Source organism: Microbacterium ginsengiterrae (assembly GCF_014205075.1).
Classification (GTDB): Bacteria; Actinomycetota; Actinomycetes; order Actinomycetales; family Microbacteriaceae; genus Microbacterium; species Microbacterium ginsengiterrae.
The window spans coordinates 3,000,204-3,013,499 of sequence record NZ_JACHMU010000001.1; the positions used below are offsets into that span (position 1 = coordinate 3,000,204).

The window sequence follows — 13,296 nt, forward strand, 5'->3', positions numbered from 1 at the left end:
GCCGTGCCGATCGAGTCTCTTCCTCACGACACCTGGGCGGCGCGTGAACACGCCCATCAGGTCCGCGCCGACGCGCTCACCGCCGCGCACCGGGACCGGGCGGCCGGTGGCGTGAAACACCCGGTCTGGGACTTCCTGTTCACCTACTACTCGTACTCGCCCTCGCAATTGCGCCGCTGGCACCCCGGCGCGGGTGTCCAGCTCGAAGATGCACCGGAGCGTGCGGGCTGGCGCTGGTACTCCCCCGGGTCACGGCCGGAGTCGGTCGTTCCCGACGCCGAGGCGTTCGCCCAGCAGAAGGCGCCGCTCGCCGCCCTCATCGAGCGGATGCTGCGCCGGACGGCGGCACGACCCGGACAGTTCGGCTGCTTCGGGCTGCACGAGTGGGCGATGGTCTATCGCGAAGACGAGCACCGGCATCCGGCACCGCTGCGCCTCGGACAATCGGGCACGGACGCCGTCGTCGAGGCGCACGATCTGCGCTGCACGCATTTCGACGCGTTCCGGTTCTTCACCCCGGATGCCGTGCCGCGCAACCGGCAGCCGCTGACGCGCGACGATCAGCCGGTGTTCGAACAGCCGGGATGCCTGCACGCGGGGATGGATCTGTACAAGTGGGCGATGAAGCTGGGGCCGCTCGTTCCCGGTGAGCTCCTGCTCGACACGTTCGAACTCGCCCGCGACATCCGCCTCCTCGACATGGAGGCCGCACCGTACGACCTGTCGGCCTGGGGCGTCGTGCCTGTGCGGATCGAGACGCCGGAGGGCAAGGCAGAGTACGTTCGAAGGCAGCGCGCGTTCGCCGAACGCGGCAACGCGCTGCGGGCGCGGATCCTCGACGCGTGGTTCGGCTCGGATCAGGACGCGGGTTCGCAGTCGTCGCAGGGTGCCCAGACGGCGCCGGATGCCGCGAGCTCCAGCCGCAGCGTCATCACGCGTTCCGCGGCGTCCTGAAGCCGCTCCTCGGCGATCTCACCATCCTCGACGGCGGTCGCGATTCCCGCGGCGAGCTGCGCGGCAGTCTCGGGGGTCGAGTGCACGATCATGAGCACGAGGTCGGTTCCCGCGGCCACTGCCCGCACCGCGTTGCGGACGGGGTCGGCGTACTCGGGCATCCCGGTGGAGAGCAGCATGCCGAGATCATCCGTGACGATGACTCCCTCGAAGCCCAACTCGTCGCGTGCGATCTCGTGCCAGCGCTCGGACAGTGAGGCCGGCGCGTCATCGACCGCGGTGTAGGCGAGGTGGCCGAACATCAGCAGGGATGCGCCGGCGTCGATGCCCGCGATGAACGGGAGGGCATCGCTCTCACGCCACCGCTCCAACGTCTCCGTCGTGGACGGGATCAGTTCGTGGGAGTCCCCGGGCGCCGCGCCGTGGCCGGGGAAATGCTTCAGGGTGGATGCGACGAGCGGTTCCTCCGCCGTGACCGCCGCAGCGACCCGGTCCGCCGCCAACACCGGGTCCGCCCCGAGCGATCGCCCGAAGATGAACGACGAAGCGTCCGGCGTGGTGTCGGCGACGACGCCGAAGTTGACGTTCGCCCCTGCCGCGGCGACGAGGGCGGCACGCGAGGCGAAGGCGGCACCGGTCTCAGCGGGCGACGACTCCTTCAGAGTGCGGGCTGCCGGGAACGCGTCCCAGGAGAGCCGCGACACATCGCCGCCCTCCTGGTCGATCGCGATCAGCGGGGGCACCTCGATCCCCTCGGACACGGCGGAGGTCACCGTGCGGACCTCCGCCTGGCTGCCCGGCACGTTCGCGCCCATGAGGATGAAACCGCCGATACCGCTCGACTGCATGTATCCGGTGAGCTCGGCGGCGTCCTGAGTCGGTATGTGCCCCATCACGATGCTGGCCGCCCGCTCCTGCGTGGTCATCGCCTCGACGATGCCCGCAGCCTGAGCGGCCGGACCGCCGGCTGCGGAGTCCGGCAGCGCGGTGGGCTGCCGTTGTGCCGCCGCAGGTGCTGCCCCGAGCGCCAGCGCGACCAGGACCGCCGCGGGCCCCAGCAGCAGCCGGCGCATGATCGTCACCGCGCGAGGGCGTCGGCGATGGGCTCGGAGGACTCCTGGCTGCCGTTGCCGAACCGGATGGTGCGTCCGATCGTCGCCGGCTCGACGAGAGCGGCGGCGATGACGGCAGCGACGTCTCCGCGCGCCACGCGTCCGCGGTCCGGGGCGTCGAGGTCGATGCGCCCGGTCGGCTCGTCATCGGTCAGTCCGCCGGGACCGAGGATCGTGCCGTCGAGGTCGGTGCTTCGCAGGTGCTCGTCCGCGGCCCACTTCGCGTCCGCGTAGGGGAAGAAGGAGTCTCCCTCCGGGACGCCGTGATCGGCTGACGATCCGAGCCACGAGACCATGACGTAACGCGCGACACCGGCGGCGCCGGCGGCATCCATGGTGCGGATGGCGGCGTCGCGGTCGACCGCATACGTGCGTTCGGGGGATCCGCCTCCCGCCCCGGCAGACCAGACGACCGCGTCATGCCCGCGGATGAGATCGGCGAGCGCGGCCGTGTCGAGCTTCTCGATGTCGTTGACGCGTGCCGTGGCACCGGTGCGCTCGACGTCGGCGACGTGGTCGGGGTTCCGGATCACTGCGGTGACCTCGTCACCGCGGCCTGCGAGGATCGGAGCGAGCTGGAGGGCGATGCGGCCGTGGCCGCCGAACACGATGATTCGGGACATGCCTCCAGGCTAACCGCCACAGGTTCCGACGGCACCGGATCGGCCGAATAGAATCGCGTCACCCGTACGCGCCGAAACCGGAGCACGCATGACCGAACACGAGATCACCAGCCCCGTCGCCCTGACCGACAGCCGAGGCGCTCTGAACCCCGCCGCCCTCGGCTGGACCCGCATCCCCCTGCACGACACGTCGGGGATCCCAGGGGGCCGGGCCTGGGGGCGGAACAAGCGCTGGGAGTACTGGTGCGTCATGACCCCCACCCACATCCTCGCGCTCACGGTCTCCTGCATCGACTACCTCTCTCTGCATTCCGTGTGGGTTCTGGACCGCACCACCGGCGAGGAACTGGACAGCACCGTCCTCTCCCCCGGCGGGCGCAGCGCGACGCTGCCCGGATCGCTGGGAGACGGCCCCGTCCGTGCCCGCACGCGCACGGTGAACATCGACATCGAGGACAGCGCCGAGGAGACCACGCTGCGCGGAACGACGCCGCGTGTCTCGTTCGACGTCGCGGCAGCACGGCCTGCCGGTCACGAGTCCCTCGGCGTCGTCGTGCCATGGCGGAAAGGCGACGGGGTGCCCCGCTTCCAGTACACCGTGAAGGACGTCGCCCGCCCCGCGCGAGGGAGCATCATGATCGACGGCACGAGCATCGACATCCCCGAGGGGAGCTGGGCCGTGCTCGACCACGGACGAGGGCGGTGGCCCTACCGCGTCTGGTGGAACTGGGCAGCCGGGAGCGGCGTCGTCGGGGACAGGACGATCGGGCTGCAGCTCGGATCGAAGTGGACGGACGGCTCCGGCATGACGGAGAACGCGGTGGTCGTCGACGGCCGCGTCACCAAGATCGGCGAGGAGTTCGTCTGGGACTACGACGCCGACGACTGGATGGCTCCGTGGCACATCCACGGCACCGGTGCGGATCTCACCTTCACGCCGTTCCACAACAAACATTCCCGCACGAACGCCCTCCTCGTCTCGACGCGCACGGATCAGCTTTTCGGGGTCTGGACCGGATGGGTCGCCGGCGATGACGGCATCCGTGTCGACGTCGGCGGCATCGAGGGTTTCGCCGAGGACGTGCTCAACCGCTGGTGACGAGAGCGCGCAGCGCCGTCTGCGCACCCTTGGCCGCTGTGCGGCCCGCACGGTTCGCGCCGATCGTGCTGGCGGACGGGCCGTAGCCGACCAGCTGGATGCGGGGGTCCTTCACCGCGGTCGTGCCACGCCCCTGGCGATCGAGCTGGATGCCTCCGGCCTGGCTGCGGAGGTGCAGCGGGGCGAGATGGGCGATCGCCGGTCGGAACCCGGTGGCCCAGAGGATGACGTCGACCTGCTCGAAGGTCCCATCGGCCCAACGCACTCCGTCCGGCTCGATGCGCTGGAACATCGGCCGACGGTCGTCGTACGCACCCAGGCGTGCGGCTTCGGCCTCCTGGGGTCGCAGCATGAGTCCGGTGACGCCGACGACGCTCTGCGGCGGCAGCCCCTGCGCCACACGCTGTTCGACGAGTGCGACAGCGGCCGCTCCCGCCTCAGGGGTGAAGTCGTCGCTGCGCCAGACAGGCTCGCGGCGCGTCACCCACAGTGTCTGTGTGATCGGGGCGAGCGCACCGAGGAACTGCACAGCTGAGGCGCCTCCACCCACCACGAGGACGCGCTTTCCGAGGAAGTGCTCGGGTCCCGGGTAGTCGACGGTGTGCAGCTGCTCCCCGATGAACGTCTCCATACCGGGGACGTGCGGCATGAACGGCTGTGTCCAGGTTCCTGTCGCGTTGACGAGGGTGCGGGTGCGCCACGAACGGTCACCCGCGTGGACCACGAGGATGCCGTCCTCATCGACGACGCGGTCGACATGGACCGGCCGGATGACGGGCAGATCGTTGTCGCGCTCGTAGGCGGCGAAGGTGGCCGGAACCGCGAGGTTCGCCCGACGTCCGTCCCGCGCGGGTGCCGCATCCCCCGGCAGTTCCGCCACCCCGTGCACGTCGTGCATCGTCAGGGCATCCCAGCGATGCTGCCATGCCCCGCCGGGCGCATCGTTGCCGTCGAGGACGAGGTGATCGATACCGAGCCGCCGGAGATGGAAGGAGGTCGACAGACCCGCCTGACCCGCCCCGATGACGATGCTCTCGCTGATGCTCACATACATGACAACGCATATACCCGCCGCGCTGTTCCTCCGCCGCAGAGGCAGCCCCGCCTCGATTGGCGCGGAGCGCTTCCGGTGTTGTATTCTTTTCGAGTTGCCCCGATCACCGGGGAGACGAAGATGGGCCTGTGGCGCAGCTGGTAGCGCACCTGCATGGCATGCAGGGGGTCAGGGGTTCGAGTCCCCTCAGGTCCACCACGAAACCCCCGGTTCGCCGGGGGTTTTCTCGTTCCGAAAGCATCGCGGCGTGTGTCCGATGATGCAGCGGACATCTCGCACTCCACCGGACGCGGAAGCACTGCTGTACTCTCTGACGATGGTCGATCTCCAACGTCTTCGCGCGTTCCGCATGGTCGTGCAGACCGGATCCATCAGCGCGGCGGCGAAGTCCCTCGGCTACACGAACTCGGCAGTCAGCCAACAGGTCACTGCGCTGCAACGCGAGACCGGACTCGTCCTGCTCGAGAAGCGCGGTCGCGGAGTGGTGCCGACGGCATCCGGGCTCGCCATCGCGACCGGCGCGGGTCGCGTGCTCGAGCACTTCCGCGACTTCGAGATGCTCACAGAGGATCTGCGCGCCGGCCGGAGCGGAACCGTGCAGATCCTCTGCTTCAGTTCGGCCAACAGGGCGTGGATGCCATCGGTCGTCGCCACCCTCAACGACGAGTTCAGCGACCTTCGCGTCGAGGTCGACCTCGTCGAGTTGGCCGCACGTCGAGCGACGGACGCCGACATCGAGATCTATATCGCGGAGTCGACGAGCACGCGACGAGACCCCTCGGCATCCGATGGCGACACGGACGGATACCTCGTCGAAGACCTCCTCACCGAGCGCTACGTCGCCGTCGTCCCGTCGACGCACCCGCTGGCCGATCGCGCGTCCGTCTCCATCGCGGAGCTCGAGCGAGAGCCCTGGATCGACAACGACCACGCGCACGGCCCCTGCAGGGAGATCGTCCTGTCCGCGTGCACCGCGGCGGGCTATCAGCCCCACTTCCGCGCCGCCGCCCCCGACTACGCGACGGCTTTCGACTACGTGGCTGCCGGCGTCGGCGTCACCGTGGTCCCGCGGCTGGGAGCGTTCCTCCTCCCCCACTCGGTCGTCCCGATTCCCGTCAGTGAAACGCAGGTGCGTCGCCGAATCATGCTGCGCTCGAAACGGTCGATGCACGCGCATCCCGCGGTGCACCGCGCTGTCGAACTCATTCGAACCGCCGCCGCGGCCGAGGAACAGTTCAGCATCTCTTAAACACTGAGCACAAAACCTCGCTTGTGCTGCACGCTCTACGGCGCCAGCATGATCCTGTGACGACCGACACCCATTCCTCCGCCCAGCCGGCGCCCTCGATCGGAGTGCCGACGGGCCGCGGGCTCGTGACGGCTGCATCCATCCTCGTGGTGCTGTTCTGGGCATCCGCATTCGTGGTGATCCGCTGGGTCGGCGACGACCTCACCCCCGGCGCTCTCGCCCTGGGTCGGCAGACCGTCGCCTCGGTGATCCTCGTCGCCATCGCGATCTGGCGACGGCCGGCGCTCCCGCGAGGGCGGTCCCTGGTGCTGGTCATCGTCTACGGTGTGCTGTGGTTCGCCGGATACTCATTCGTGTTGAACCTCGCGTCGCAGCATCTGGATGCCGGAACGACGTCCATGATCGTGAACATCGCCCCGCTGCTGGTCGCCGTGGTCGCCGGTGTCGTGTTCAAGGAGGGTTTCCCTGCGCCGCTCCTCATCGGCATCACCGTGTCCTTCATCGGAGTGATCCTCATCGCCGGCGGCGGCATCGGGCCCCACAGCCGACCGATCGGACTCGTGCTCGCGCTGCTGGCCGCCGTGCTGTACGCCAGCGGCGTCCTGACGCAGAAGGCGGCGCTCCGCGACGTCGACGCGCTGACGGCGACCTGGCTGGGTTCCGTCATCGGCACGATCGCGCTGCTGCCGTTCCTGCCCTCGTTGGTGCAGGAGGCCAGCGAGGCTCCGACGTGGTCGGTCGTCGGCGTGGTCTACCTGGGCGTCGTCCCCTCCGCCGCGGCCTTCCTCTTGTGGGCCTGGGTCCTCAAACGCGGCACGGCCGGGGGCACCGCCGCTGTCACGCTCGCGGTGCCTGCCGTGGCCGTACTCCTGTCGTGGGTCATCCTCGCCGAGTTGCCGATGCCCTGGGGTGTCGTGGGCGGTGTGCTGTGCCTGGCGGGAGTCGCGTGGAGTCGGCGCCGTCCCCGTCGGCGGCAGGCATCCGTCAGGTGAGAAACGAAGAAGTCCCGTGATCTCTCACGGGACTTCTTCGTGGGCTGGGGCCGCGTCGCGCAACGCATCGGGAGCTGGTCATATCTCCTGCCGGACCTCTGCCGGCGAGGCGCCATTGTGTGCCGTTCCGGCGCCGGCGATGAGAGCGCTCAGGTCGACGGACACCGTCGGCGGCAGGTCGAGATCATGCGGTTGCGGTGCGTACTGGCGCTGATACTGCATCTCAGACCCCGACGAGGAAGGTGAGCGCTGCCCAGACGGAGATCGTCGTCACGGTCGTCCACAGCACGATGGCGATGGCCTGCCAGAGCAGGACCCAGGCGCGAGAGGTGCCACCGGCGACGAGCATGGCCGAGGTGATCTGCGTGGGGATCGCGAGCGGCCCGAGGATGCTGGCCCCCGGGACGCCGAAGCGCACGAGCCACTTGCGGAATCGCACCCGCCCCTTCGACTCGGGCTGTGCGGGCTCGGCCTCCATGACCATCGTCGCGCCGTGCGCTGACGCATTGCGACGGTCCACCACAGCCGTCCGCGCACGCGAGGTGAGCATGACGACGAGCAGGACGCTGACGAAGTTGCCGATCGCTGCGGCGATCGCGGCCAGGACAGGGTTGATTCCGCCGACGATTCCGACCGTAGCGGCCAGCTCGCCTTCGACGAACGGAACTGCTCCGGCCAGCATGACGATCAGCGGTTTCACGAGCTCAGGGACCTGCGCCACGAGGTCCTGGAAGTTCTGGACGAGTTCTGCCAAGGGGTTCATCTTCGGGTTCCTTTTCTGTTGTCTACGCCGTTCGTATCGACGTAATGACGATTAGAAACCATGTGCATGGAACAAGGTCAAGCGGTCAGACCGCACCGGTCATCTCGCCCTGCGCGGCCTCTCCTCACCTCATCCCCTCGGCAACAGTCCGGCGGCCACGACGACGCTGTTCACGATCGTGGCCGTCACCGTCCGCGTCACCGCGATCGCCGCGACCCCTGCACCCCAGTTGCCGCTCTGCAGCTCCTCTGCACGTGCGATCACCGCCGAAGTCCAGGGGATGTCACGGTCGAACTGCGGAAGCGTCCCGCTGCCATACAGAAGCGCTGTGAGAGCGGCAAGCCGCGGGGTGGGCTCGGCCCCGTCCACCAGAACCGCCCGCACATCGGCGAGCAGTCGAGGGCGGCGGTCCGCGTCGCCCTGCTCGAGGACGGAGGTCCGGAACATGCCGAAGGTCTTGCGCGTGGTGCGCCGCAGGTCGCCGCGATCGATGAGTCGCTCCAGGAGTGGCTCGCGGAGGGTCGGCCCGGTGGCCGCGAGGACGGTCTGCACTCCGCGGGGGCGATCGGCGACGTACTCCCAGGTCGCCCGTAGGAGACGATCCGTCGGCGGCTTGTCGGTCTCGGCTTCCACCGTCATCGCGCCGGTGTGGCCTGCCCGGGTACGGACATGCCCTCCCTCGGCGAGGTCTGCCAGGACCGCGCCGGCCAGCACGTAGTAGAGCGTGCCCTCGCCGGCGATCACGTTCGAAGACGGCTGGTACAGCAGGAGCAACAGGTCCTCGGCCAGTGTCGGCCGCTCGCTGGCGGGATCCTCGTTTCGTGTGAGGGCCGCGTGGTCGCTTGCGTCGGTCATGTCGTATTCCGCTCCTCCTCTTCCGCGCACGTAGCGCGACGAGTCCAGGAGACCCTGTGTTCTCAGCACATGGTCAAGTCCGACCGTCGGAGCGGGTGATGACTACACGAGCCAGCAGCGATTCGGGGTCGACCAACTCGACCTCGTGACCGTCCAGCCGGAGCCTGCGGACCAGCTCGACGAGCATCCGGCGCGCGACGTCATCGAGCGAGTGCACCATCGTCAGGTCCAGCACGACCCGTGGCTCGACGGGCGGATCGTCGACGACGGCGCGCACGATCCTCTCGGCACCGGCGAATCGGATGCCGCCCTGCAATCGCAGCACGCGCGCCAGGCCGTCGGCCTCTACGCGGTCGGAGCGCACGACTCCCCTGGCCGTCGGCGGGACCTCCATCACGTGCAACCCCATGTCCGCGGAGAACCGACCGAACAGGGACACACCTCGAACGCTGTTGCCGTGCGTGTCGAGCCGTGGGGAGAACGTGGCGATGCCGATCTGACCGGGCAGCGCACCGATCAGCCCGCCGGCCACTCCGCTCTTCGCCGGGATCCCGACCTGAGTCGCCCAGTCGCCCGCGGCGTCGTACATGCCGCAGGTGGCCATGACGCTGAGAACCTGGCGCACGACTCGAGCGTCGACCACCTGCTCCCCTGTCACAGGATTCCTACCGCCGTTCGCGAGGGTCGCAGCCATCATCGCGAGGTCACGGGTGCTGACGAGCACCGCGCATTGGCGCACGTATCCGTCGACGACGTCGCGCGGGTCCTCCTCGAGGATGCCGTGGCTGCGGAGCATGTGGGCGATGGCCAAGTTGCGATGCGCGTGCTCCATCTCGGAGGCGCAGACGCTCTCATCGACCGCCAGACGCCGTCCGGCGAACGCCGAGAGACCATCGACCACACGCTCCACGCGCGTCGCCGCGCCCATTCCATCGAGCCCGGCCAGCGAGTGCGCCGTGATCGCGCCGGCGTTGATCATGGGGTTCAGCGGGCGCCCGGTCTCCCTCTCCAGGGAGATCTGATTGAACGCCTCCCCCGACGGCTCCACGCCGATCTTGTCGAGGACGGGCGCGAAGCCGCGATCGGCCAGCGCAAGGGCATACACGAACGGTTTCGAGATCGACTGGATGGTGAACTCCGCGTCGGAGTCGCCCGCGCCGTACACCCGTCCGTCCACGGTCGCGAAGACGGCGGCGAGGCGATCGGGGTCGGCCGCGGCGAGCTCAGGGATGTACTGAGCGGGCTGGCCCGAAGCATCCTGCCTCACGTCCGCGAGGACGCCCTCGAGGTAGTCGGGCACCAGTGAACGCATCCGTCCTCCTTCTCGCCCCGTCGCCGTTGGGACGAGATCATCCCACACCGTGTGCTCGGAACACAGTCAAGGTGGTCGGATAGACTGGCGGCGCGCAGGACGACCGGCGCCGAGGACTCACCAGGGGACGGCCCCGCAAGGAGCCGCCGTCATGTCCGCCACACCACGTGCCACGCTTTCACGCACGGATGTCGTCCGCATCGTGTTGGGATGGGTCGCGTTCTTCGCCCTTCTCCTCGTCCGTCCCGTCCTCGGGCCGTCCGCGCCCGCCCCCGTTCTGATCGCCGCGCTCGCCATGATCGTCGCCGTCATCGTCGTCTGCGCGTTCGGGGTCGTGGTCCAGGCCGAGGCGTTGGCGCGCCGTCTCGGCGATCCGCACGGCTCTCTCGTCCTCACGCTCTCGATCGTGCTGATCGAGGTCGTCCTGATCTCAGCCGTCATGCTCGGTCCAGGGAGTCATGAGACGATCGCGCGCGATTCCGTCATGGCGGTTTCCATGATCATCCTGAACCTCGTCATCGGCATCGCGCTGCTCGTCGGTGGCATACGTCGCGGAGGAATGGCCCATAACCGTACCGGCACCTCGATGTACCTCGCGATGCTCGTGGTCCTGCTGTCCGTCGCTCTCGCGCTCCCGGCGCTGATCGGCGAGGGCGGCGCCTACACGCTCGGGCAAGCCGTGATCGTCATCGTGCTGACGCTGGGGCTCTACGCGTTCTTCCTGTTCCGGCAGACCGGCGCCCAGGCGAGCGACTTCATCGAGGTCGGCCGTCAGTCAGAACACCGCGAACTTTCCGAGACGCGCGACGCCGCCGTCAGCGTCCTCGCCACCGTGCGCGCGCACCGCACGGAGATCGTCACTCGTCTCGTTGTGCTCCTGCTCACCGTCGTCCCGATCGTCCTGCTCTCGCACGACATGGCGTCGCTCCTCGACGACGGCCTCGAGCGGCTCAACGCTCCCCCCGCCCTCGCCGGCGTGCTCATCGCCGCCGTCGTGTTCCTGCCGGAATCCATCACCGCGGTTCGGGCCGCGCACGGCGGTGAGGTCCAGCGCACCATCAACCTCTGCCACGGCGCTCTGGTGTCGACCGTCGGCTTGACGGTACCGGCCGTGCTCGTCATCGGATCGCTCACGGGGCAACGGGTGCTGCTCGCCGAGGCGCCGGCCGAGCTGCTCCTGCTCGGTGTGACGCTCCTACTGTCGATCACGACGTTCGCTGCGAAGCGTGTGACGGCCATCCACGGAGCAGCACACCTCGCGGTGTTCGCCGTCTACCTGCTGGTGCTCATCGGCTGATCCGCCGGCCATCTGACGCGGTCGACTCGCGCGCGCACGGGCCCAGCTCTCATTCAGCCGGCGGCAGGCCCACCTGCGATCTCCACCACGGAGTCTCGATGAATCCTCGCTTCATGAAGACCAGCTCCATCGACGCGTTCCAACCCCGCACGCCTTTCAGGTGCGCGATTGTCCCCGTCATGAAGTCATGGAGTGACTCCGTGCTGGGCAGGATGATCTCGCAGTAGAGAGTGTTCTCCTCGAGCGCGGCGGCGAGGAACCGTACTGAGACGTGCTGCGCGAGCGTGTGCGCCACTGTGCGGAGGCGTGAGGGCTCTACCCTGAGCATCAGAAGCGTCTCCGCGCTCATCCCGATCGCCGACGACGGCACCATCGTGACCGTCGTGAGGCACCCGGCAGCACGCATCCGTTCGTATCGGCGCCGAACACTGCTCTCGTTGACACCAAGCTTCCGCGCGATCGACAGGAAGGAGGCCCGCCCGTCGACGCTCAGCACGTCGACGATCGCCCGGTCGGTGTCATCGAAGTGCGAAGGTTCGCAGGTGTTGGGCGGCGGCATGAACGAGATCGGATCGGAGGGCTCGTCAGCATGCGCGTCGTAGAGCTGACGCCCCCAGTCGAAACTCACCTTGTACACATGAGTGAGCAAGTCGCTGCGCCACCGCTCGACGCCCGGAATCGCCTGCAAGCCCGTCAGAACCTGGGCGTAGTTCGCCGAGTCCCCCGGGATGACCAGCTCCGCCAGGATGTCGAACTTGCCCGTGACGAGTGTGACGAACCGCACATACCGCGACTCGACCAGCGCCTCTGCCACCTGGAGCTGCGCTCCGGGCGTGCAGTCGATGCGAATGAAGAACGATTCGACGTGCCCCTCACTGCCGAGGGTGGGAACGATCCCGACGCTGACGGTGCCTTCCGCCAGCAGCTGCTGGCCGCGCCGGGTGACTGTCGAGACAGGCGCGCCTGCAAACTCGGCGATCGATGTCCAGCTCGCTCTGCCGTCCTGTTGAAGGGCGACGACGATCCTGCGGTCGAGCTCGACGAGGTCACGCCCTTGCTTGGCGTCACTCATATGGTCGGCGGGTACACCCGGTGAAGGAAGGTGCGCACGGCGTCGGTCCATGCCTCAGCCTCCTCGATCTGCGGAGAATGACCGGACTTCTCGAAAACGACCATCTCGGAATTCGGGATGAGCTCGGCGATCACCTCGCTACACGATACTGGCGTGATCCAGTCTGCGCGCCCGACGGTGATGAGTGTCGGAACTCCGATCTCGTGCAGCCGCGGCTTCAGGTCGTAAGCGGGGAGATTGACCGAGAACGCATAGTTGTGCGCCTCATACCGATAAGGGGTTGCCTCGACCTTACGCTCAACCGCCTCCGGATCGTAGACGAAGTCGTAGAGAGGCAGGATCTCACGCCAGCAGTCCTTGAGATCCTCATCGTCGCGGACCTGCCCGAGGTCGATGCGGTCGAACTTCTCCATGTCGATGGAGACTCGATCCGACGCCAAGGCGTTCTCACGAGCGAGATGCGCGTTGGAGTTGTCGGCCGAGGTGTCGCGGAGCACGATGGCGGCGACGCGCTCCGGATAGCGCAACGCATACTCCATCGTCATGAAGCCGCCGTACGAACCGCCCGCCATGACGATCTTCTCCGCACCGACCCACTCCCGCAGCCCGTCGATGTCAGCGGCCCACTGCTCGTGGCTGAACGTGCCGTTACCCTCGCTCTGACCGCTGCCGCGGGCGTCGAACACGATGACGCGGTACTCGTCCGCGAGCCGACCGAAGCTTGCGCGCGGCTCGGCTCGAGAGCCGAGCCCCGGGGCGCCGTGGTGCGTGATGATCACGGGGGCGTCCTCCGGGCCGAGAACCTCCACGGCAAGACGATTGCCGTTGATCTCCACCCATTGGTGGTCACTGGTCGCCGCGGCGAATTCCGGGGACACTTCGGGTTCAGATGTCATGTCGTCCTCTTTCTCTTC

At 68.2% G+C, this 13,296-nt stretch carries 13 protein-coding genes and 1 tRNA gene; 6 read left to right on the top strand and 8 right to left on the bottom strand.

Features of this window, described 5'->3' with window-relative positions; all coding sequences use genetic code 11:
• The first annotated feature begins 3 nt into the window (after positions 1 to 3).
• A complete protein-coding gene (locus HD600_RS14570) occupies positions 4 to 954 on the top strand; it encodes an NUDIX hydrolase (protein ID WP_260980514.1) in 951 nt (316 codons plus the stop codon).
• Here HD600_RS14570 and HD600_RS14575 read toward each other — a convergent pair.
• Entirely contained in the window at positions 858 to 2,027 is a 1,170-nt protein-coding gene (locus HD600_RS14575) for a glycoside hydrolase family 3 N-terminal domain-containing protein (protein WP_241731907.1), read from the bottom strand. The genes HD600_RS14570 and HD600_RS14575 overlap by 97 nt on opposite strands.
• Positions 2,028 to 2,032: 5 nt before the next feature.
• Positions 2,033 to 2,689 carry an SDR family oxidoreductase gene (locus HD600_RS14580; protein WP_144796489.1) on the bottom strand — a complete coding sequence of 219 codons (657 nt, stop codon included), beginning with the start codon at positions 2,687 to 2,689 and terminating at the stop codon, positions 2,033 to 2,035.
• Positions 2,690 to 2,777: 88 nt separating this feature from the next.
• Between HD600_RS14580 and HD600_RS14585 the strand changes: the two genes are divergently transcribed.
• On the top strand, positions 2,778 to 3,788 hold the full coding sequence (locus HD600_RS14585; protein ID WP_184284522.1) for a DUF2804 domain-containing protein: 1,011 nt from the start codon (positions 2,778 to 2,780) through the stop codon (positions 3,786 to 3,788).
• Here HD600_RS14585 and HD600_RS14590 read toward each other — a convergent pair.
• Positions 3,775 to 4,836 carry an NAD(P)-binding domain-containing protein gene (locus HD600_RS14590; RefSeq protein WP_184284875.1) on the bottom strand — a complete coding sequence of 354 codons (1,062 nt, stop codon included), beginning with the start codon at positions 4,834 to 4,836 and terminating at the stop codon, positions 3,775 to 3,777. The two genes, HD600_RS14585 and HD600_RS14590, sit on opposite strands and share 14 nt — an antisense overlap.
• Before the next feature lie 128 nt (positions 4,837 to 4,964).
• Between HD600_RS14590 and HD600_RS14595 the strand changes: the two genes are divergently transcribed.
• The 3 genes from HD600_RS14595 to HD600_RS14605 all read left to right on the top strand — a co-directional run bounded on the left by HD600_RS14595 (position 4,965) and on the right by HD600_RS14605 (position 7,083).
• Positions 4,965 to 5,040 (top strand) — tRNA-Ala (locus tag HD600_RS14595).
• Between the two features lie 118 nt (positions 5,041 to 5,158).
• Positions 5,159 to 6,091, top strand: coding sequence for a LysR family transcriptional regulator (locus tag HD600_RS14600; protein ID WP_184284524.1), 933 nt, complete (start codon positions 5,159 to 5,161; stop codon positions 6,089 to 6,091).
• 56 nt (positions 6,092 to 6,147) lie between these two features.
• Positions 6,148 to 7,083, top strand: a complete 936-nt coding sequence (locus HD600_RS14605) for an EamA family transporter (protein WP_206705751.1) — start codon at positions 6,148 to 6,150, stop codon at positions 7,081 to 7,083.
• A 223-nt stretch (positions 7,084 to 7,306) separates the two neighbouring features.
• On the opposite strand, the gene HD600_RS14610 is transcribed toward HD600_RS14605, so the two are convergent.
• The 3 genes from HD600_RS14610 to HD600_RS14620 form a co-directional block, all read right to left on the bottom strand.
• Positions 7,307 to 7,846, bottom strand: a complete 540-nt coding sequence (locus HD600_RS14610) for a small multidrug efflux protein (RefSeq protein ID WP_184284526.1) — start codon at positions 7,844 to 7,846, stop codon at positions 7,307 to 7,309.
• Positions 7,847 to 7,975: 129 nt separating this feature from the next.
• A complete protein-coding gene (locus HD600_RS14615) occupies positions 7,976 to 8,701 on the bottom strand; it encodes a GOLPH3/VPS74 family protein (protein ID WP_206705752.1) in 726 nt (241 codons plus the stop codon).
• 73 nt (positions 8,702 to 8,774) lie between these two features.
• A complete protein-coding gene (locus HD600_RS14620) occupies positions 8,775 to 10,013 on the bottom strand; it encodes a glutaminase (RefSeq protein ID WP_184284528.1) in 1,239 nt (412 codons plus the stop codon).
• 151 nt (positions 10,014 to 10,164) lie between these two features.
• Here HD600_RS14620 and HD600_RS14625 point away from each other — a divergent pair, with 151 nt between their 5' ends.
• Positions 10,165 to 11,310, top strand: a complete 1,146-nt coding sequence (locus HD600_RS14625; RefSeq protein ID WP_184284530.1) for a calcium:cation antiporter — start codon at positions 10,165 to 10,167, stop codon at positions 11,308 to 11,310.
• 49 nt (positions 11,311 to 11,359) lie between these two features.
• On the opposite strand, the gene HD600_RS14630 is transcribed toward HD600_RS14625, so the two are convergent.
• Together HD600_RS14630 and HD600_RS14635 are read right to left on the bottom strand one after the other, a co-directional pair.
• Positions 11,360 to 12,382, bottom strand: coding sequence for an Lrp/AsnC family transcriptional regulator (locus HD600_RS14630; RefSeq protein WP_184284532.1), 1,023 nt, complete (start codon positions 12,380 to 12,382; stop codon positions 11,360 to 11,362).
• Positions 12,379 to 13,278, bottom strand: coding sequence for an alpha/beta fold hydrolase (locus HD600_RS14635; protein ID WP_184284534.1), 900 nt, complete (start codon positions 13,276 to 13,278; stop codon positions 12,379 to 12,381). The genes HD600_RS14630 and HD600_RS14635 overlap by 4 nt, the downstream gene beginning before the upstream one ends.
• Positions 13,279 to 13,296: the final 18 nt, after the last annotated feature.

Excerpts from the sequence above, each read along its gene's own strand:
- HD600_RS14580 (WP_144796489.1), bottom strand. The coding sequence starts at position 2,689 with ATGTCCCGAATCATCGTGTTCGGCGGCCACGGCCGCATCGCCCTCCAG.
- HD600_RS14625 (WP_184284530.1), top strand. The coding sequence starts at position 10,165 with ATGTCCGCCACACCACGTGCCACGCTTTCACGCACGGATGTCGTCCGC.
- HD600_RS14600 (WP_184284524.1), top strand. The coding sequence starts at position 5,159 with ATGGTCGATCTCCAACGTCTTCGCGCGTTCCGCATGGTCGTGCAGACC.
- HD600_RS14615 (WP_206705752.1), bottom strand. The coding sequence starts at position 8,701 with ATGACCGACGCAAGCGACCACGCGGCCCTCACACGAAACGAGGATCCC.
- HD600_RS14575 (WP_241731907.1), bottom strand. The coding sequence starts at position 2,027 with ATGCGCCGGCTGCTGCTGGGGCCCGCGGCGGTCCTGGTCGCGCTGGCG.
- HD600_RS14620 (WP_184284528.1), bottom strand. The coding sequence starts at position 10,013 with ATGCGTTCACTGGTGCCCGACTACCTCGAGGGCGTCCTCGCGGACGTG.
- HD600_RS14635 (WP_184284534.1), bottom strand. The coding sequence starts at position 13,278 with ATGACATCTGAACCCGAAGTGTCCCCGGAATTCGCCGCGGCGACCAGT.
- HD600_RS14630 (WP_184284532.1), bottom strand. The coding sequence starts at position 12,382 with ATGAGTGACGCCAAGCAAGGGCGTGACCTCGTCGAGCTCGACCGCAGG.
- HD600_RS14610 (WP_184284526.1), bottom strand. The coding sequence starts at position 7,846 with ATGAACCCCTTGGCAGAACTCGTCCAGAACTTCCAGGACCTCGTGGCG.
- HD600_RS14585 (WP_184284522.1), top strand. The coding sequence starts at position 2,778 with ATGACCGAACACGAGATCACCAGCCCCGTCGCCCTGACCGACAGCCGA.